The following is an 18,534-nucleotide window of genomic DNA, read 5'->3' as shown; positions in this document are numbered from 1 at the left end:
TATCCACGGGCCGCACCGTGAGAGTGGCGAACGCCGGCGAACGACGCCGGCGGCCACGCGGTGCACCCCGACAGCCCTCGGACGACGGGCTCAGGGGCCTCGCGTGGTGTGGTTCCCCCCGCCACCACCGAGAGGATCCCCCGTGCAGCAGCACCTCCCCTCCGGCACCATCCCCCCGCGCCCTTCCCGTCCGAGCCGCACCGGTACGTTCCTGGGCTGTTCCCGTACGTCGACGGGTCTGGTGACCGCCGCCGCGGCCACGGCCGGCCTCCTGCTGACCGGTCTGGCGCCCGGCGCCCAGGCCGTCGCCGCCAATCCCTACGAGCGCGGCCCGGCCCCCACCAACGCCTCCATCGAGGTGAGCCGAGGCTCGTACGCCGTCTCCCAGACCTCCGTCTCCTCGCTCGTCGCGAGCGGATTCGGCGGCGGCACCATCTACTACCCGACCTCCACCGCCGACGGCACCTTCGGCGCGGTGGTCATCTCGCCCGGCTTCACCGCCTACGAGTCCTCCATCGCCTGGCTCGGACCGCGCCTGGCCTCCCAGGGCTTCGTGGTCTTCACGATCGACACGAACACCACGCTCGACCAGCCCGACAGCCGGGGCCGCCAACTCCTCGCCGCGCTGGACCACCTGACCCAGCGCAGCTCGGTACGGACCCGGGTCGACGCCTCCCGGCTCGGCGTGATGGGCCACTCGATGGGCGGTGGCGGCTCCCTGGAAGCGGCGAAGAGCCGTACGTCGTTGAAGGCGGCGATCCCGCTGACCGGCTGGAACACCGACAAGACCTGGCCCGAACTGCGCACGCCCACCCTGGTGGTCGGCGCGGACGGTGACACGGTCGCGCCGGTCGCCACGCACTCCAAGCCGTTCTACACGTCGCTGCCCGGCTCCCTGGACAAGGCCTACCTGGAGCTGCGCGGTGCCTCGCACTTCACGCCGAACACCTCCAACACGACGATCGCGAAGTACAGCATTTCCTGGCTGAAGCGATTCATCGACAACGACACCCGCTACGAGCAGTTCCTCTGCCCGCTCCCGCAGCCGAGCCCGACCATCGCGGAGTACCGGGGCAACTGCCCGCACACGGCGTAGCCCCGACGTTCCGGACCCCGCCGCGCTGTGCTCCGGCACAGCGCGGCGGGCCTCCGGCTGGGAGCCCGCACCGCACCGGCCCGTCCCCGCACGGGACCCGCACACGTCGCTTCCTTGCTCGCCGAGGCGAACGTACGGTGCCGGTGTGACCCCATCGACGACCGTGCGCAGTCCGCTCCGGCTGTACGGCCGGGATGCTGAACTCGCCGTGCTGGCAAGCCTGTTGGAGCAGTTGTGGCGAGGGGACGGAGGTGCGCTCGTCCTGGCCGCACCACCCGGTCTCGGCCGTACGGCGCTGCTGCGCGAGGCGGCGGAGGCGCACCGCGACCGGGGGCCGGTGCTGTACGCCGCGGCCACCGGGGCGATGCGCTCGGCGCCCGGGGGCGGGTTGGGTGCGCTGCTCGGGTCGGGGGCGGCCGGTTCCGCCCCGTTCGGTCCGCTCGCCGCCACCGGCCCGCCGTCCGCCGCCCCGCCCCCGGTGGTCAGCCCCGACGCGCTGCTCGGCCGACTGCGTGAACTCGGCGCCGGGCGGCCCCTGTTGGTCTGTGTGGACGACGCGCACGCCTGGGATCCGGAATCCCGTGCCACCCTCGCTCTCGCGGCCCGCCGGCTGGGCCCGGGCAGCCGGATCGTCGTTCTGCTCACAGCCGCGGACGCCACCGCCTTCGCCGGACTGCCCGTGCTTCAGCCGGCGCCCCTGGACGAAGTCGCCGCCGGGGCGCTCCTGGACCGGCTGACCTCCGGCACGGAGGGGCTGGACCCGGTCGTGCGCGCCGAACTCCTCCGAGAGGCGGCCGGAAACCCCCGCCTGCTCACCGGACTCGCCGGCCGCCTCACCCCGGACCAGCTCGCCGGCCGTACCCCGTTGCCCTTCCCCCTGCCCGGCGGTGAAGTGGTGCTGGCCGCCCACGCCGAACGTCTCGACGGCCTCCCGGACCGGACCCGCGCCCTGCTCCTGCTCGCCGCCGCGGCCCAGGAGCACGAGCCGGACGGCACCGGTGCGGACGCCCTGCTCCTGCTGCGCGCGGGCACCCGCAGCGGACTGCCCCGCACCTTCCTGGACCGGGCCCTGTTCGGTACGAGCGTCACCGGCTCCATCCTCCAACGGGCGGGCAGCCGCGTCCACTTCACCCACCGCCTGGTCGCCCGCGCCGTACTCCACCGCGCCCCCTGGCCCCACCGCCGCGCGGCCCACGAACTGCTGGCCACCCTGCTGACGGAGGCCGCCCCCGCGCCCCCTCCGGGCACCACCCCCGCCCCGCCCGTCCCGCTGGCCGCCCTGGTCCAGCGGGCCTGTGCCGCGCCCGGGCCGGACGCCGTGCTGGCCGCCCGGATCGAGGCGGCCGCCATCGCCCCCTTCCCGCACGCCGAGCGCTCCGCCGCCCTCGCCCGTGCCGCCCTGCTCTCCACCGAACCGGCGCTGCGGGCGGCCCGGTTCGCCGGGGCGGCCGAGCAGGCGGGGCTGGCGGGCGACCCGTGCCTGGCGCGCGCCCTGCTGGCCAGGGCCGGGCCGCGTACGGTCGGCGCGGCGGGGCCGGGCGGCGATCCCGGGCCGGGCCTCGCGCCCTACGTGCACGGCATGCTCGCCCTGCGCTCCGGGCCTGCGGCCGACGCCCACGAAGCGTTGCTCGCCTCGGCCGGGCTGCTCGCACCGCACGATCCCCGCCGGGCCCTCGACGCCCTCCTCGGCGCGGCCGAGGCCGCCTGGGCGGCGGGGGACGCCCTCGGCCACCTCGACGCCATGAACCGCCTCGCCCACTTCCCGGTGGACCCGGACCTGGAGCACTACCGGGCCGGCATGTGCGCCGTACTCGAAGGGCGTACGGCCAAGGGCCACGCCCTGCTCCGCCGCTGCCTCGAACCCGCCCGTGACCCCGGTGACCCCGGCGCCCCGGCCGCGCTGCTGCGGGCCGGGGTCGCGGCGCTGGTCCTCGGGGACGTCACCGCCGCCTGCCGCGCGGGGGCCCGTGCGCTCGCCGCCGTACGGACCGCAGGGCCCGACGCGCTGCTGCCGCAGGCCCTCGAACACCTCGCCTACGCCGAGCTGCGGGCCGGTCGGCACGCCGGTGCGCGGGCCCACGCGCTGGAGGGGCTGCACGCCGCCCGCCGTACGGGGCAGCCCAACAGCTCCGCCCATCTGCACGCCGTGCTCGCCCTCGCCGCCTCCGTGGAAGGGCCCGCCGAGGCGTGCGCCGCGCATGCCGAGGCCGCGCTGGCCGGGGCGGGGCCGCACGGGCTGGCCCAGGCCGGCACCCTCGCGACCTGGGCCCGGGCCCGCGCGGACCTGGCCTCCGGGCGGCCCGGCGAGGCGGCCGCCCGGCTGGCCCCGCTGGTCGGGACCGGCCCGGGCCGGGGCCACTTCGCGGCCCGGACGCTCGCCGTGCCCTGCTGGGTCGAGGCCGCCGTGCTGGCCGGCCGGCTGTCCGAGGAGTCCGGCGAACTCCACGCCGCCGTGGACGAGTTCGCGTCCTGGACCGCCCGGACCGCCGACCCGGGCGCGCCCGCCCAACTGGCCCGCTGCCGGGCTCTGCTGGCCCCGGCCGACGCGGCCGACGCCCGTTACGCCGAGGCCCTGGACCACCACGGCCGGGCCGGCGGCGACTTCGAACGGGCCCGTACCCATCTGCTGTACGGGCAGTGGCTGCGCCGCCGTCGGCGTACCCGCGAGGCCCGCGGCCCGCTGCGCGACGCCCTGGTCGCCTTCCAGCGCTGCTCGGCCCGCGCCTGGGCGGAAAGGGCGGCCGGGGAGCTGCGGGCGGCGGGGGAGCCGGTCGCGGAGCGGCGGGACGCGGCGGGCGAACCGCTGGCGGCGCTCACACCCCAGCAGCGGCGCATCGCTCGCTGCGTGGCCGAGGGCGCCACCAACCGCGAAGTGGCGCTGCGGCTGTCGCTCAGCCCGCGCACGGTCGACCACCACCTCCGTAACGTCTTCGCCGCCCTCGGCATCCGCTCCCGCACCGAACTGGCCCGGCTGCTGAGCCCCTGACCCCCGCGCGAGGCCGGGAGGTTGCGAGACCGTGATGACGAGTTCCGCGCAGACCCCTAGGTACCGACTGGGCGGTATGTCATTCTGCGGGCGTCAGGATCGTGTCGCCGCGCTCGCGCCCCGCCCGGGCCGGTGCGCCGGGCCCGCCGCGCGCGCGGCCGGCCGTATCCCGGTGGAGGCCGCCATGCCACAGGTCGTACGTCCGCGGATCGGGGCCCTGACCGGCCCGCCCCCGACAACACCGTTGCCGCACCGCTTCCGTTCGCTGGCCGACCGCGAGGCCGTGGAGGTGCTGCACCGGGCCGCCCGGGTCCTCGTCGCCTCGCTGCCGGCCCTCACCGACCGGCTCGTCGAGGCCCTGTACGCCCAGGAGCCCGGCTACCGGGCGGCGATCGAGTCCGACCGGGCCGAGGTCTGGCAGGAGGTCCACCACTCGCTGCGGCACAACGTGGGCTCGCTGATCCAGCCCCGGGAGTTCCGCGAGTCCGCCCACCGCACCTCCCGCTGGATCGGCGAGATCCGCGCCGAGCAGGGGGTACCGCTCGACGCCGTCCTGCACGCCTTCCGGATGGGCGGCGCGATGGTCTGGCAGGACCTCGTGGACGAGACCGCCCGGCGCGACCCCGACGACGTACGGCTGCTCGTCCATGTCGCCGCCGATGTGTGGAACTTCGTCGACGAGCACTGCGGGATCGTCGCGGACGCCTACCGGCAGGCCGAGCGGCGGCTGACCTGGCGGCGCGAGAACCGGCAGCGGCTCATGGTCGCCGCCCTGCTGGACGGCACCGCCCGGATCGCGGACCTCGCCGATGCGGCCGCGATGCTGGGGCTGCCGGAGCAGGGCCGGTACGCCGTGCTCGCGGTGGCCACCGACCCGCGCGGGCCCGGTTCCGCCGCCCGTCCCGCGCTGACGCTGCCCACCGCCCCGGAGGCGGTGGTGCTCTGGCATCCGGGCCAGGACGCCGAGTTCGCGATCCTGCCGCTGGCGGGCCCGCCCGGCGAGCTGAGCGAGCTGGCCGCCGCGCTGGACGTACCGGCCGGCACCCGGGCCGGGATCGGCTCCGCCGTCGAGGGCCTGGCCGCGCTCGGCGACGCCCGCCGGCTGGCGGAGACCGCGCTGCGCGCCTGCCCCGCGTCCGGCGGCACCGTCCTGCTCGACGAGCACCTCCCGGACGCCCTGGTCGTCTCCTCCCCGGCCCTCGCCGGAGCGCTCGCCGACCGGGTGCTGGGCCCGCTGGACCGGCTGGACCCCGCCGACCGCGACGTCATCGTGGAGACCCTCACCGCCTGGCTGGACGCGGACGGCTCCGCGCAGCGGGCGGGCGCGAGGCTCTACTGCCACCGCAACACCGTCCTCAACCGCCTCCGCCGCTTCGAACAGCTCACCGGCCGCTGTCTGACCCGGCCCCGGGACGCGGTGGAGGTCTCGCTCGCGCTGGCCGCCCGACGGCTGCTCGGCACCACCTGAAAACTCCGCAACAAATATTGCGCAATTCTTCTTGCGCAACTTTTCCTGCGCGTCTACGGTCGTGTCATGCCCAGTGAAGAGCGACGTCGTATCTCCGACCTCGACACCCTCAAGGCGATCGGCCACCCCCTGCGCCTGAAGCTCTACCGCGCCCTGCACATCAAGCGCACCGCCACCGCCTCCCAGCTCGCCGAACTGGTCGACGAGGCGGTCTCCCTCGTCAGCTACCACCTGCGCAAGCTCGCCGACAGCGGGCTGATCGAACCCGCCGAAGGACAGGGCACCGACGGCCGGGAACGCTGGTGGCAGCCGTCCTCCCGCGGACTGACCTTCAGCGACGAGGACTTCGACGACGCGCCGGACAAGGCGGCCGTCTACGCCGCCGCCAACCGGATGTCCTTCGACCAGCACGTCGAGCTCTACCGCGCCCACCAGGACTCCCGGCACACCTGGGACACGGAATGGCGCAGCGCCTCCTGGAGCTCGGAGAACCTCCTCCGGCTCACCGCCGAGGAACTGGCCTCGCTCGGCCGGGAGATGGGCGCGCTGATCGACCGTTACGAGGAAGCCGGCCGCGCCCGCGACGAGGCGGGCGACACGGAGGGCAGGGAGAGCGTCGCCCTGCACACCTACGGGTTCCCCTTCCGCCCGTGAACCCGCCGATCCTTCCGGACCGCCTCACTCACTCAGGGACGAACCCATGACCGCCGGCACCGTGGAATGCCCCGAACGGCCCGCGCACCGCGACCCGAACGTCCTGCGCTGGCTCGGCGCGTACACCGCGTCGATGATCGGCGACAGCGTCTACTTCATGGCCCTCGCCTGGGCCGCCGCCCGCACCGGCAGCGCCTCCGGCACCGGCCTCGTCCTCGCCGCCGGGTCCCTACCCCGGGCCCTCCTGATGCTCGGCGGGGGAGTGCTCGCCGACCGGCTCGGGCCCCGCCGCGTCGTCATCGGCAGCGACGCCGCCCGCGCGGTCCTGGTCCTCGGACTCGCCGCCACCCTGGTCCTCACCGCGCCCACCGTGGGCGTCCTGGTGGCCGTCGCCCTGCTCTTCGGCGCGGTCGACGCCCTGTTCCTGCCCGCCGTCGGAGCGCTGCCGCCCCGGATCAGCGGCCCGGGCCAGCTCGCCCGGATCCAGGGCCTGCGCGCACTGGCCGCACGCGGCTCCTCGATCATCGGCGCGCCGCTGGGCGGGGTCGCCGTGGCCACCGGCGGACCCGCGCTCGCCTTCGCCGCCGCCGGAGTGCTCTTCGCCCTGTCCCTGCCGCTGCTCCTGCGGCTGCGGATCAGACCGCTGCCCGAGCCGGAGACCTCCGGCGAGGCGCCGGCCGCCGAGAAGAGCCCCAACGCCTGGCACGACCTCGTCGACGGCCTCCGGTACATCCGCCGCCACCCGCTGCTCGGCCCGCTCATGCTCGTCATCGCCCTCAGCGAGCTCGGCTTCGTCGGGCCGCTCAACCTCGGCCTCATCCTGCTCTCCGAGCAGCGCGGCTGGGGTGCGGCCGGCATGGGCTGGATCGTCGCCGGATTCGCCGGCGGAGCGGCCGGGTCCGCCCTCGTCCTCGCCGTCCGGGGCCGGGTGCCGCGCGCCGGTACGGTCATGTGCCTGATGGCCCTCGTCGGCGCCACGGGCATCGCCGCCCTGGCGCAGGTCCCCTCGGTGGTCCTCGCCGCCGCGATCGCCGCGTTCGTCGGCCTCACGGCCGGCCTGGCCGGGGCGCTGTGCGGAGCCCTCGTCCAGACCACCGCCGACCCGGCGTACCTGGGCCGGGTCACCTCCGTATCGACGTTCTTCACCTACGCCATCGCCCCGCTGAGCTACCCCGTCACCGGGGCCGCCGTCGCCCTCTGGGGCACCGGGCCGGTCTTCGCGGTCAGCGCGGCCGTGTGCGCGGCCGGCGGCGTGATGGGCCTGGCCGTCACCACGCTCCGCCGCGCCGAACTGCCCCGCTGACCCGACCGGACCCGACCGGACCCGACCCGGGCGGACCTGTGCGGCAGGGCCCGGGCTTACATCCCGAGCTCGGCCGACTTCAGCCGCTCCACCGCCGCCTGGTCGCCCTCCACCTCGACGTCCGCCGCGTCCTGCCGGCCGAACGCGTACAGCAGCAGCTCGGCGGGCTCCCCGGTCACCGTCACCACCGGCGTCCCCTTGTGGGCCACCGCCGTCTGGCCGTCCGGGCGGCGCAGCACCAGCCCCACCGGGGACCGGCGGCCCAGCAGCCGGGCGGTCTTCTCGGTCCGGGACCACAGCACATCGGCGAAGACCGGGTCCAGCTCACGGCGCGACCACTCGGGCTGGGCCCGGCGCACGTCCTCCGTGTGGACGAAGAACTCGACGGTGTTCGCCGCCTCGTCGATCTGCTTGAGGGACATCGGGGAGAACCGGGGCGGGCCCGTGCGGATCAGCTGGATCAGTTCCTCGTACGGCTTCGCCGCGAACTCCGCCTGCACCCGCTCCAGCCGGGCCTTCAACGCGCTCACCAGCAGCCCGCCCGCCGCGTCCGCGCGGCGTTCGCGGACCACCACATGGGCGGCCAGATCGCGGGTCTTCCAGCCGTCGCACAGCGTCGGGGCCTCGGGACCGGCCGCTTCCAACAGATCGGCGAGCAGAAGACGTTCACGCTTCGCATGGGTCGACATGCCCGCCAGCGTACGACCGTCACCCGGGGTCCGCCCAGTGGACGTCCGCCCGGAAAGCCCTCGCGGCCACGGCACAATGGGCCCATGACCAGCACGCCCGGCGCCACGCCGCCCGCCAGCAGCCTCGACCCGGCCATCGCCGCCCGCCTCAAGCGCGGCGCCGACGGCCTGGTCCCGGCCATCGCCCAGCAGTACGACACCGGCGAGGTGCTGATGCTCGGCTGGATGGACGACGAGGCGCTGCACCGCACCCTCACCACGGGCCGCTGCACCTACTGGTCGCGCAGCCGCCAGGAGTACTGGGTCAAGGGCGACACCTCCGGTCACGTCCAGCACGTGAAGTCCGTCGCCCTGGACTGCGACGCCGACACCGTCCTGGTCAAGGTCGACCAGACCGGCGCCGCCTGCCACACCGGCGACCGCACCTGCTTCGACGCCGACGTCCTCCCCCTCCTCGACCAGTAAGGTCACCGGCCATGGATCTCGACACCTTCCGCAAGCTGGCCGTCGACCGCCGTGTCGTCCCCGTCAGCCGCCGCCTCCTCGCGGACGGCGACACCCCGGTCGGCCTGTATCGCAAGCTCGCCGCCGAGCGCACCGGCACCTTCCTGCTGGAGTCCGCGGAGAACGGCCGGACCTGGTCGCGCTACTCCTTCATCGGCGTCCGCAGCGACGCCACCCTCACCGCCCGCGACGGCCAGGCCCACTGGCTCGGCACCCCGCCCGTCGGCGTCCCGGAGACCGGCGACCCGCTGGACGCCCTGCGCGCCACCGTCGAGACCCTGCACACCCCGCGCGACCTGGTGAGCGACCTGGGTCTGCCGCCGTTCACCGGCGGCATGGTCGGCTACCTCGGCTACGACGTCGTCCGCCGCCTGGAGAAGATCGGCGAGCACGGCGGCGACGACCTGAAGCTGCCCGAGCTGACCATGCTCCTCACCTCGGACCTCGCCGTCCTCGACCACCAGAACGGCACCGTCCTGCTGATCGCCAACGCGATCAACCACAACGACCTCGACACCGGCGTCGACGAGGCCCACGCGGACGCCGTCGCCCGCCTCGACGCGATGGAGCGCGACCTGCGTCGCCCGGTCGAGAACGCCCCCGCCGTCCTGCCCCCGTCCGAACTGCCCCCGTACACCGCGCTGTGGGGTGGCGAGGCCTACCAGGTGGCCGTCGACGACATCAAGGAGCGCATCCGGGCCGGAGAGGCCTTCCAGGTCGTGCCCTCCCAGCGCTTCGAGACCCCGTGCACGGCGAGCGCCCTGGACGTCTACCGGGTGCTGCGGGCCACCAACCCGTCCCCGTACATGTACCTCTTCCGCTTCGACGGGTTCGACGTCGTCGGCTCCAGCCCCGAAGCCCTCGTCAAGGTCGAGGACGGCCGGGCCATGGTCCACCCGATCGCCGGGACCCGGCACCGGGGCGTCACCCCGCAGGAGGACCAGGCCCTCGCCGACGAACTCCTCGCCGACCCCAAGGAGCGCGCCGAGCACCTGATGCTCGTCGACCTCGGCCGCAACGACCTGGGCCGGGTCTGCGAACCGGGCAGCGTCGAGGTCGTCGACTTCATGTCGATCGAGCGCTACTCCCACGTGATGCACATCGTCTCCACCGTCACCGGCCGCGTCACCGACGACCGCACCGCCTTCGACGTCCTCACCGCCTGCTTCCCGGCCGGCACCCTCTCCGGCGCCCCCAAGCCCCGCGCCATGCAGATCATCGAGGAGCTGGAGCCGAGCCGCCGAGGTCTGTACGGGGGCTGCGTCGGCTATCTCGACTTCGCCGGGGACTCCGACACCGCCATCGCCATCCGTACCGCCCTGCTCCGCGACGGCACCGCGTACGTCCAGGCCGGAGCCGGGGTCGTCGCCGACTCCGACCCGGTCGCCGAGGACACCGAATGCCGCAACAAGGCGGCCGCCGTGCTCCGCGCCGTCCATACGGCCAACCGCCTCCACGACCGCTGAACCGGTAAGGGATAGTGGAAGGCGTGAGTGCTGTCCCCGTACCCCAGCCCCGTGCCCGAACCGCCGACTCCGCGCCCGGCGCCGCGCCCGACTCCGCAGGGAGCCGTCGCTCCCTCGCGGCCGGTCTGCTCCTCGGCGCGGCCGGTGCGACCGTCGTCCTGCTCGCCTCCGGGCAGACCTGGGCCGAGGGCCAGGCGGCCACCGGCGGCGGCGCACTGCCGCTGACCGCCGACGGCCGGGACGTCACGGGCGTCCCCGCCGCCCTCGCCATCGTCGGTCTCGCCGCCCTCGTCGCCGTCTTCGCGGTACGCGGCGCTGGCCGCCGGATCGTCGCCGCGCTCCTGGCCCTGAGCGGCCTCGGCGCCGTCCTCAGCGCCTGGGCCGGCGCCTCCGACAGCACGGCCCTCGACGAGGAGGCGGCCAGGACCACCGGTGACGCGGCGGCCACCATCCACGCCCTCAGCCACACCGCCTGGCCCTACGTCACCGCCGTCGGCGGCCTGCTGATCCTGCTGGCCGGGCTCCTCGCCCTGCGCTACGGCAGCCGCTGGCCCGCCATGTCCGGAAAGTACGAGCGCGACGGCACGCCCCGCCCCGGCAAGGCGTCCCGCACCGCCCCCGACCCGGACCGGCCCGAGGACCTGTGGAAGGCCCTGGACCGCGGCGAGGACCCGACGCGCGAGGCGTGACCCCACGCTCACCTCTCGCTGTCCCGTACGGGACAATGGAGCCGAGCCGTCCTGCGGGCGGCGGCCACACGTACAGCGTCACCCACGGCGCAACACCAACGAGGAGCAACTCATGGCGGGCACGAGCCACGGACACACCCCGGCCGCCTGGACCGGTGCCATCATCACGTTCATCGGGTTCTGTGTCGCAGGCGTCTTCATGGTCGCGGCCAACCCGCTCGGCTTCTGGGCCGGCATCGCCGTCGTCTTCGCCGGAGGTCTCGTGGGCCTCGCCATGCGGGCCGCCGGTCTCGGTATGCAGAAGGAGTCGCCCGAGCTGATCGAGGCCCGGGAGCGCGCCGGGCGGGCGCAGATCTCCCACTGAGCCGGACGCCGGACCGTCCCGGCGACCGACACGCAGACAGGCGCAGCCCCGGTGGGGCTGCGCCTTTTCGCGTCGTCGGGGGACAATCACCGGGTGGACGCCTCGCCTACCCCCGCCGCAGCCCAGCCGCCGGACCGTGATTCCGCCGCGCACGACCCGGCCCGCCCGGCCACCGAGCCGCAGGGCGTCGGCCCCTGGAACATGCCCCTGACGGTCTGCCCAACCCCGGACATGGCCCGCCCCGAGACCGAACCCACTGCTCCAGCCCACCCGCCGCGTGAGTCCGAACCCGCTGTTTCAGCCCGTCCGGCGTTTGAGGACGGAACCCTTGGCGGGATGGGCCCGGAGCTCTCAGCGCCCTCGGGCGAGGGGCCCTCGCAGGTGCCCGCCCCCCAAGGCTCCGGTTCCGTCCTCAAACGCCGGACAGGCTGGTTGGGCGCGGCCGACCGTCAGACGGACCGGACGGGCTGGGTGGGTACGGCCGGACGCCAGGCGGACCGGACAGGCTGGGTGGGTACGGCCGACCGTCAGACGGACCGGGCGGGCCGGGTCGGCACGGCCGAACGCCCGGCGGCCCGGGTGGGCCGGTTGCGTCGGCTTGGCACGCCCGTAGGGATTCTCGCCGCCGTCACAGCCGCCTTCACCTACGTCGGCACCGTCGACCCCAACGACCCCGGCCACTACCCCGTCTGCCCCCTGCTCAGACTGACCGGCGTCCTCTGCCCCGGCTGCGGCGGACTCCGCAGCGCCCACGCCTTCATCACCGGCGACCTCGGCACGGCGCTCTCGGCCAACGCGATCGCCACCGTCGGCTACTTCCTCTTCGCCGCCGTCTGGGTCCTCTGGCTGACCAGGGCCTGGCGCGGACAGCCCCTGCGGATCGCCCTGGCCCCCGCCTGGTGGTGGGGCGTGGGCGCCGTCCTGCTGATCTTCACCGTGGTCCGGAACCTGCCGTTCGGCTCGGCACTGGCCCCCTGAATGCCCAGGTAGTGGGACGCGGCGTGGCCGGATGCGAGCCCCGGGCCCTCCTGCGGATACCATCGGTATGGCTGATCCTGTTCCCTCATCACCGTTCGGAAGGGGGCCGCTCGCGTGAGTGTGCTCGACGAGATCATCGACGGCGTTCGCGCCGACCTCGCGGAGCGGCAGGCGCGCGTCAGCCTCGACGAGCTGAAGGAGCGCGCGGCCCGCGCTCCCCAGGCCAAGGACGGAGTCGCCGCCCTGCGCGGCGAGGGCGTGACCGTCATCTGCGAGGTCAAGCGCTCGTCCCCCTCCAAGGGGGCCCTGGCCGCCATCGCCGACCCGGCCGCGCTCGCCGCGGACTACGAGGCGGGCGGCGCGTCCGTCATCTCGGTCCTCACCGAGGAGCGCCGCTTCGGCGGCTCGCTCGCCGACCTGGAGGCCGTCCGCGCCAAGGTCGACATCCCGGTCCTGCGCAAGGACTTCATCGTCACCTCGTACCAGCTGTGGGAGGCCCGGGCGTACGGCGCCGACCTCGCTCTGCTGATCGTCGCCGCCCTCGACCAGGAGGCCCTGGTCTCCCTGATCGAGCGCGCCGAGTCGATCGGGCTCACCCCGCTCGTCGAGGCGCACGACGAGGAGGAGGCGGAGCGCGCCGTGGACGCCGGAGCCAAGATCATCGGCGTCAACGCGCGCAACCTGAAGGACCTCAAGGTCGACCGCTCCACCTTCGAGCGCGTCGCCCCCGAGATCCCCGACCACATCGTCAAGGTCGCCGAGTCCGGCGTCCGCGGTCCGCACGACCTGATCGCGTACGCCAACGCCGGCGCCGACGCGGTCCTGGTCGGCGAGTCCCTGGTCACCGGCCGCGACCCGCGCGCCGCCGTCGCCGACCTGGTCGCCGCGGGCGCCCACCCGGCACTCCGCCACGGCCGCGGCTGACCGGGAACGGACGACAGCGACCATGACCGGACGTCCCGTGCCCCGCACCCGGCCGGGCCTCGGCCCGGCCGGGACCCCGGCCCGGGACCCGCACGCCCCGCTGGCGCGCGGCTGCAGGCCGCGCGGCTGCCGCGCTCCCGCCCGGCGCGTGCACGGACGGCGCGTGCGGTACGTCATCGGCGACGAGCCCGGCCAGGTGAACGGGATGCGATGGCGCCCGGGGTCCGCGCAGTAGCGAGCCCCGGCCGACGTACCGCAGCACCCGCCCCACCCCGTACGTACGACCGCACCGCCCCGACCGCACGCCGGTCGCGGTGGCGCTCGCTCCTTTGCGCATACGGTGCATCCATCCGTTGCCATGCCAAGGAGCACGTCGCATGTCGTCCGACTTCTTCATTCCGGACCCCGAGGGTCTGATCCCCAGCGCCGAGGGCTATTTCGGCGCGTACGGCGGCAAGTTCATCCCGGAGGCGCTCGTCGCCGCCGTGGACGAGGTCGCCGTCGAGTACGACAAGGCCAAGGCCGACCCGGCCTTCGCCGCCGAGCTCAACGAGCTGATGGTCGACTACACCGGCCGGCCCAGCGCGCTGACCGAGGTGCCGCGCTTCGCCGAGCACGCGGGCGGCGCCCGGATCTTCCTCAAGCGCGAGGACCTGAACCACACCGGCTCGCACAAGATCAACAACGTGCTGGGCCAGGCGCTGCTCACCAGGCGCATGGGCAAGACCCGCGTCATCGCCGAGACCGGCGCCGGGCAACACGGCGTCGCCACCGCGACCGCCTGCGCCCTCTTCGGCCTCGACTGCACCATCTACATGGGCGAGATCGACACCCAGCGCCAGGCGCTGAACGTCGCCCGGATGCGGATGCTCGGCGCCGAGGTCGTCGCCGTGAAGTCCGGCTCGCGGACCCTGAAGGACGCCATCAACGAGGCGTTCCGCGACTGGGTCGCCAACGTGGACCGCACGCACTACCTCTTCGGTACGGTCGCGGGCCCGCACCCCTTCCCGGCGATGGTCCGCGACTTCCACCGCGTCATCGGCGTCGAGGCCCGCCGCCAGATCCTGGAGCGCGCGGGCCGCCTCCCGGACGCGGCGGTCGCCTGTGTCGGCGGCGGCTCCAACGCCATCGGCCTCTTCCACGCCTTCATCCCCGACGCCGACGTCCGCCTGGTGGGCTGCGAGCCCGCCGGGCACGGGGTGGAGACCGGCGAGCACGCGGCGACCCTCACCGCGGGCGAGCCCGGCATCCTGCACGGCTCGCGCTCCTACGTCCTCCAGGACGACGAGGGCCAGATCACCGAGCCGTACTCCATCTCGGCGGGCCTGGACTACCCGGGCATCGGCCCGGAGCACTCCTACCTCAAGGACACCGGGCGCGGCGAGTACCGCGCGGTCACCGACGACGCGGCCATGCAGGCACTGCGCCTGCTGTCGCGCACCGAGGGCATCATCCCGGCCATCGAGAGCGCCCACGCGCTCGCCGGGGCGCTGGACCTCGGCAAGGAGCTGGGCAAGGACGGGCTGATCCTCGTCAACCTGTCCGGCCGCGGCGACAAGGACATGGACACCGCCGCCCGCTACTTCGGGCTCTACGACACCGACGCCGCCGTCGAGGCGGACGCCGACAGCGACCGCGCCGAGATCGAGGGGGACGCCAAGTGAGCGGCAACATCGAGCTGTTGAACACCACCCTCGCCGAGGCCGGGGCGGCGGACCGGGCGGCGCTCATCGCCTACCTCCCGGCGGGCTTCCCGACCGTCGACGGCGGCATCGAAGCGGTCAAGGCCGTCATCGCGGGCGGCGCGGACGTCGTCGAGATCGGGCTGCCGCACAGCGACCCGGTCCTCGACGGGCCGGTCATCCAGACCGCCGACGACATCGCCCTGCGCGGCGGCGTCCGGATCGCCGACGTGATGCGCACGGTCCGCGAGGCGTACGAGGCCACCGGCGTCCCGATCCTGGTCATGACGTACTGGAACCCCATCGACCGGTACGGCGTCGAGCGCTTCACCGCCGAGCTGGCCGAGGCGGGCGGCGCCGGGTGCATCCTGCCCGACCTGCCGGTCCAGGAGTCCGCGCTGTGGCGGGAACACGCCGAGAAGCACGGTCTCGCCACCGTGTTCGTCGTCGCCCCCAGCAGCCAGGACGCCCGCCTCGCCACCATCACGGCGGCTGGCAGCGGCTTCGTCTACGCCGCGTCGCTGATGGGCGTCACCGGCACCCGCGCCTCCGTCGGCGCCCAGGCCCAGGACCTGGTGGGACGCACCCGCGCCACCACCGATCTGCCGGTCTGCGTCGGCCTCGGCGTCTCCAACGCGGCGCAGGCCGCCGAGGTCGCCGGGTTCGCCGACGGCGTGATCGTCGGCTCGGCCTTCGTCAAGGCCATGCTGGACGCCCCCGACGAGGCCGCCGGCCTCGCCGCCGTCCGCTCCCTGGCGGGCGAACTGGCCGAAGGTGTTCGAAAGCGCTGAGCCGAGAACCACCCGAATGGGTGGATTGTGGACCGGGGAGGCGCGGAGGTGCCTCCCCGGTTCGTTCCCCGGGTGTGAGCGACAAGATCCCTGAGGGAAACAGAAGCGCGCGTGAGCGCCTGGCCCAGCAGCGCGAGCGGGAGAAGGGGCGCGAGAAGCGCCGCCGGACCCTGATCGTCGCCTCGGCCGTGGTCGGGGTGCTCGCCCTGGCCGCCGTGGTCGGCCTGATCGCGGCCAACGCCGGCAAGGACGACGGCGGCGACACCGCCTCCGGCCCGGCCATCGCCCCGTCGGGCGCGACCGGCGAGGCCGCCCTGACCCTCCCGGTCGGCGCGGCCGACGCCCCGTCCACCCTCACCATCTGGGAGGACTTCCGCTGCCCGGTCTGCGCCCAGTTCGAGAACGCCTTCCGGGACACCATCAAGGAGCTGGCGGACGAGGGCCAGGTCAAGGTGGAGTACCACCTGGCCACGATCATCGACGGCAATCTCGGCGGCACCGGCTCGCTGCGCGCCGCGAACGCCGCCGCCTGCGCCCAGGACGACGGCAAGTTCGCGCCGTATCACGACGTCCTCTTCAGCAACCAGCCTCCCGAGCCGGACGACGCCTTCGGCAAGAACAGCCGGCTGATCGAGCTGGCCGGGAAGGTCGAGGGGCTCGACACCCCGGGCTTCCGCAGCTGTGTGGAGGACGGCGAGCACGACAGCTGGGTGAAGAAGTCCGACACGGCGTTCCGCGAGGGCGGCTTCCAGGGCACGCCGACGGTGCTGCTCAACGGGGAGTCCGTCTTCCCGAGCAAGGGCGACGAGCAGATCTCCCCGGAGAATCTGAAGAAGTGGGTCGCCGCGGCCAACAAGGGCAAGAAGCCCGGCACCGACGCCCCGGCCACCCCGGCGGACGGCTCCTCCGACCCGGCCGCCCCGTCGTCCGCCCCCGGTTCCTGACCGGTCCCCGCGCCCGCCCGTGACGCGGTCCTCGTTACCCAGACGTTGCCGGGTGGCTTGCCGTACCCACCGCCCGGCAAGGTAGCGTCGACCTCGCCATGAACCTTGCCTTCATTCCCAGCCCGTCGACCGGCGTGATCGAGCTCGGCCCGATCCCGCTCCGCGGCTACGCGTTCTGCATCATCATCGGTGTCTTCGTCGCCGTCTGGTTCGGCAACAAGCGCTGGATCGCCCGGGGCGGCAAAGCCGGCACCGTGGCCGACATCGCCGTCTGGGCCGTGCCCTTCGGTCTCGTCGGCGGCCGGCTCTACCACGTGATCACCGACTACCAGCTGTACTTCAGCGACGGTGAGGACTGGGTCGACGCCTTCAAGATCTGGGAGGGCGGCCTCGGCATCTGGGGCGCCATCGCGTTCGGCGCCGTAGGAGCCTGGATCGGCTGCCGCCGCCGGGGCATCCCGCTGCCCGCCTGGGCCGACGCACTGGCCCCGGGCATCGCCATCGCCCAGGCCATCGGCCGCTGGGGCAACTGGTTCAACCAGGAGCTCTACGGCAAGCCCACCGACCTGCCCTGGGCGCTGGAGATCAGCGACGGCCCGAACCGGGTCGCCGGGACGTACCACCCGACCTTCCTGTACGAGTCGCTGTGGTGCATCGGTGTCGCGCTGCTGGTCATCTGGGCCGACCGCCGCTTCCGGCTCGGCCACGGACGGGCGTTCGCGCTGTACGTCGCGGCCTACTGCGCGGGACGCGGCTGGATCGAGTACATGCGGGTCGACGAGGCCCACCACGTGCTGGGCCTCCGCCTGAACGTGTGGACCGCGATCGTCGTCTTCGTCCTCGCCGTCGCCTACATCGTGATCTCCGCGAAGATCCGCCCGGGACGCGAGGAGATCGTCGAGCCCGACCGGGACGCGGACGCCACGAAGAGCACCGAGGACGCGAAGACCGCCGACGCCGACGCCACCGAGAAGGACGGCGCCGAGGACGCGGACGCGCCGGAGGCCGACGGCGCGGACGAGGACCCGCTGAAGAAGGACCGGCTCCGGAAGGACTCCGCCCCCGAGGCGGCCGACCAGAGCTGACCGCCCGCGCCCCGCACGGCGCACCGCGCACTGCCCCGATCGCCGGGCGGACCTGGGAAACCTCAGGACCGCCCGGCGATCGCCAGTGTGCGGCGGGCGGACGCCACCACCGCCGCGTCCACGAACCGCCCGTCCGGCAGCGCCAGCGCCCCCGCCTCCACCGCCGAGGCCGCGACGATCTCCTCCGCCGCCTCGATCTCCTCGGCCGTCGGCCGGAACGCCCGCTCGATCACCTCCAGCTGGCGCGGGTGGATCGCCGCCCGCCCCAGCATCCCGAGCGCCCGCCCCCGCCCGCACGAGGTCCACAGCCCGTCCAGGTCCCGGACGTCCGGGAACACCGACTGGGCGGGCGGCGGCAGCGCGGCAGCCCGGGCCGCCACCACCAGCCGGCTGCGCGACCAGTCGAGCCCGCGGTCCTCCCGTACGCCCAGATCGGCCCGCAGGTCCGCCTCGCCCAGCGCGATGCCCCGGACCGCGGGGTCGGCCGTGGCGATCGAGTACGCGTGCTCCATGGCGAGCGCCGACTCCAGCAGCGGATACAGCGGTACACCGGGGGCCACCGCCGCCACATGGTGCACCGAGACCGCGTGGGTGATCTTCGGCAGCCGCAGACCGGACAGCCCCGGCAGCCCCGTCAGCGCCCGGATGTCGTCCTCGCCGTGCACCCGGACATGGACCGGTACGGCGTCCGGCGACGCGGTCACCGGGTCCGCGAGGAGTTCGGCGGTGGCGGAGCGCGCGTACTCCTTGCGCTCCGGGGCGACGGCGTCCTCCAGGTCGACGATCACCACGTCCGCCCCGCTGCCCAGCGCCTTGGCCACCACCTCCGGCCGGTCCCCGGGCACGTACAGCCAGGTCAGCGGCGGCCGGCCGACCGCCGCGGGAGCGTCCTCCGGCAGCGGGGGGACGGC

18 protein-coding genes are annotated in these 18,534 nt (G+C 74.5%); 16 read left to right on the top strand and 2 right to left on the bottom strand.

Annotation, left to right across the window (positions count from 1 at the left end; all coding sequences use genetic code 11):
• The first annotated feature begins 142 nt into the window (after window positions 1–142).
• The 5 genes from bdeA to ACSMXR_RS07515 all read left to right on the top strand — a co-directional run bounded on the left by bdeA (window position 143) and on the right by ACSMXR_RS07515 (window position 7,507).
• Window positions 143–1,096, top strand: coding sequence for a bis(hydroxyethyl) terephthalate hydrolase (gene bdeA / locus ACSMXR_RS07535; protein ID WP_473171478.1), 954 nt, complete (start codon window positions 143–145; stop codon window positions 1,094–1,096).
• Window positions 1,097–1,241: 145 nt separating this feature from the next.
• Window positions 1,242–4,082: a helix-turn-helix transcriptional regulator gene (locus ACSMXR_RS07530; RefSeq protein ID WP_473171477.1), complete on the top strand. Its 2,841-nt coding sequence runs from the start codon at window positions 1,242–1,244 to the stop codon at window positions 4,080–4,082.
• Window positions 4,083–4,266: 184 nt separating this feature from the next.
• Complete coding sequence (locus ACSMXR_RS07525; RefSeq protein WP_473171476.1) at window positions 4,267–5,550, top strand: PucR family transcriptional regulator; 1,284 nt, start codon at window positions 4,267–4,269, stop codon at window positions 5,548–5,550.
• Window positions 5,551–5,616: 66 nt separating this feature from the next.
• Complete coding sequence (locus tag ACSMXR_RS07520; protein ID WP_376186069.1) at window positions 5,617–6,204, top strand: ArsR/SmtB family transcription factor; 588 nt, start codon at window positions 5,617–5,619, stop codon at window positions 6,202–6,204.
• Between the two features lie 46 nt (window positions 6,205–6,250).
• Complete coding sequence (locus ACSMXR_RS07515; RefSeq protein ID WP_473171475.1) at window positions 6,251–7,507, top strand: MFS transporter; 1,257 nt, start codon at window positions 6,251–6,253, stop codon at window positions 7,505–7,507.
• 56 nt (window positions 7,508–7,563) lie between these two features.
• Here the strand turns inward: ACSMXR_RS07515 and ACSMXR_RS07510 are convergent, their stop codons facing one another.
• Complete coding sequence (locus tag ACSMXR_RS07510) at window positions 7,564–8,196, bottom strand: TIGR03085 family metal-binding protein (RefSeq protein ID WP_137232642.1); 633 nt, start codon at window positions 8,194–8,196, stop codon at window positions 7,564–7,566.
• Window positions 8,197–8,280: 84 nt separating this feature from the next.
• On the opposite strand from ACSMXR_RS07510, the gene hisI reads away from it, so the two are divergent.
• The 11 genes from hisI (at window position 8,281) to lgt (ending at window position 17,623) form a co-directional block, all read left to right on the top strand.
• The gene (gene hisI, locus ACSMXR_RS07505) at window positions 8,281–8,661 is read left to right on the top strand and encodes a phosphoribosyl-AMP cyclohydrolase (protein ID WP_137232641.1); all 381 of its coding nucleotides are present in this window, start codon (window positions 8,281–8,283) and stop codon (window positions 8,659–8,661) included.
• An 11-nt stretch (window positions 8,662–8,672) separates the two neighbouring features.
• On the top strand, window positions 8,673–10,166 hold the full coding sequence (locus ACSMXR_RS07500; RefSeq protein ID WP_473171474.1) for an anthranilate synthase component I: 1,494 nt from the start codon (window positions 8,673–8,675) through the stop codon (window positions 10,164–10,166).
• Between the two features lie 14 nt (window positions 10,167–10,180).
• Complete coding sequence (locus tag ACSMXR_RS07495) at window positions 10,181–10,855, top strand: TIGR02234 family membrane protein (RefSeq protein ID WP_137232640.1); 675 nt, start codon at window positions 10,181–10,183, stop codon at window positions 10,853–10,855.
• Between the two features lie 112 nt (window positions 10,856–10,967).
• Window positions 10,968–11,219 carry an HGxxPAAW family protein gene (locus ACSMXR_RS07490; RefSeq protein WP_137232639.1) on the top strand — a complete coding sequence of 84 codons (252 nt, stop codon included), beginning with the start codon at window positions 10,968–10,970 and terminating at the stop codon, window positions 11,217–11,219.
• A 579-nt stretch (window positions 11,220–11,798) separates the two neighbouring features.
• A complete protein-coding gene (locus tag ACSMXR_RS07485; RefSeq protein ID WP_473172350.1) occupies window positions 11,799–12,197 on the top strand; it encodes a DUF2752 domain-containing protein in 399 nt (132 codons plus the stop codon).
• Between the two features lie 114 nt (window positions 12,198–12,311).
• Window positions 12,312–13,121, top strand: a complete 810-nt coding sequence (trpC, locus tag ACSMXR_RS07480; protein ID WP_014045367.1) for an indole-3-glycerol phosphate synthase TrpC — start codon at window positions 12,312–12,314, stop codon at window positions 13,119–13,121.
• Between the two features lie 22 nt (window positions 13,122–13,143).
• The gene (trpM, locus tag ACSMXR_RS07475) at window positions 13,144–13,356 is read left to right on the top strand and encodes a tryptophan biosynthesis modulator TrpM (RefSeq protein WP_137232638.1); all 213 of its coding nucleotides are present in this window, start codon (window positions 13,144–13,146) and stop codon (window positions 13,354–13,356) included.
• 142 nt (window positions 13,357–13,498) lie between these two features.
• Complete coding sequence (gene trpB / locus ACSMXR_RS07470) at window positions 13,499–14,785, top strand: tryptophan synthase subunit beta (protein ID WP_137232637.1); 1,287 nt, start codon at window positions 13,499–13,501, stop codon at window positions 14,783–14,785.
• Window positions 14,782–15,594 carry a tryptophan synthase subunit alpha gene (gene trpA, locus ACSMXR_RS07465; RefSeq protein ID WP_381907936.1) on the top strand — a complete coding sequence of 271 codons (813 nt, stop codon included), beginning with the start codon at window positions 14,782–14,784 and terminating at the stop codon, window positions 15,592–15,594. Before trpB ends, trpA begins: the two co-directional genes overlap by 4 nt.
• Window positions 15,595–15,668: 74 nt before the next feature.
• The gene (locus tag ACSMXR_RS07460; RefSeq protein ID WP_218527872.1) at window positions 15,669–16,538 is read left to right on the top strand and encodes a DsbA family protein; all 870 of its coding nucleotides are present in this window, start codon (window positions 15,669–15,671) and stop codon (window positions 16,536–16,538) included.
• A 98-nt stretch (window positions 16,539–16,636) separates the two neighbouring features.
• Entirely contained in the window at window positions 16,637–17,623 is a 987-nt protein-coding gene (lgt, locus tag ACSMXR_RS07455) for a prolipoprotein diacylglyceryl transferase (RefSeq protein WP_137232634.1), read from the top strand.
• Window positions 17,624–17,685: 62 nt separating this feature from the next.
• Here the strand turns inward: lgt and ACSMXR_RS07450 are convergent, their stop codons facing one another.
• Window positions 17,686–18,522: an HpcH/HpaI aldolase/citrate lyase family protein gene (locus tag ACSMXR_RS07450; RefSeq protein WP_381794686.1), complete on the bottom strand. Its 837-nt coding sequence runs from the start codon at window positions 18,520–18,522 to the stop codon at window positions 17,686–17,688.
• Window positions 18,523–18,534 lie beyond the last annotated feature (12 nt).

This window comes from Streptomyces sp. DSM 106670 (assembly GCF_055792845.1).
This window is presented reverse-complemented; position numbering and strand designations above follow the sequence as displayed.

Bases quoted from the DNA above. Each gene is read 5' to 3' on its own strand.
- ACSMXR_RS07525 (WP_473171476.1), top strand. From the start codon at position 4,267: ATGCCACAGGTCGTACGTCCGCGGATCGGGGCCCTGACCGGCCCGCCC.
- ACSMXR_RS07520 (WP_376186069.1), top strand. From the start codon at position 5,617: ATGCCCAGTGAAGAGCGACGTCGTATCTCCGACCTCGACACCCTCAAG.
- ACSMXR_RS07515 (WP_473171475.1), top strand. From the start codon at position 6,251: ATGACCGCCGGCACCGTGGAATGCCCCGAACGGCCCGCGCACCGCGAC.
- ACSMXR_RS07510 (WP_137232642.1), bottom strand. From the start codon at position 8,196: ATGTCGACCCATGCGAAGCGTGAACGTCTTCTGCTCGCCGATCTGTTG.
- hisI (WP_137232641.1), top strand. From the start codon at position 8,281: ATGACCAGCACGCCCGGCGCCACGCCGCCCGCCAGCAGCCTCGACCCG.
- ACSMXR_RS07500 (WP_473171474.1), top strand. From the start codon at position 8,673: ATGGATCTCGACACCTTCCGCAAGCTGGCCGTCGACCGCCGTGTCGTC.
- ACSMXR_RS07490 (WP_137232639.1), top strand. From the start codon at position 10,968: ATGGCGGGCACGAGCCACGGACACACCCCGGCCGCCTGGACCGGTGCC.
- trpM (WP_137232638.1), top strand. From the start codon at position 13,144: ATGACCGGACGTCCCGTGCCCCGCACCCGGCCGGGCCTCGGCCCGGCC.
- trpB (WP_137232637.1), top strand. From the start codon at position 13,499: ATGTCGTCCGACTTCTTCATTCCGGACCCCGAGGGTCTGATCCCCAGC.
- lgt (WP_137232634.1), top strand. From the start codon at position 16,637: ATGAACCTTGCCTTCATTCCCAGCCCGTCGACCGGCGTGATCGAGCTC.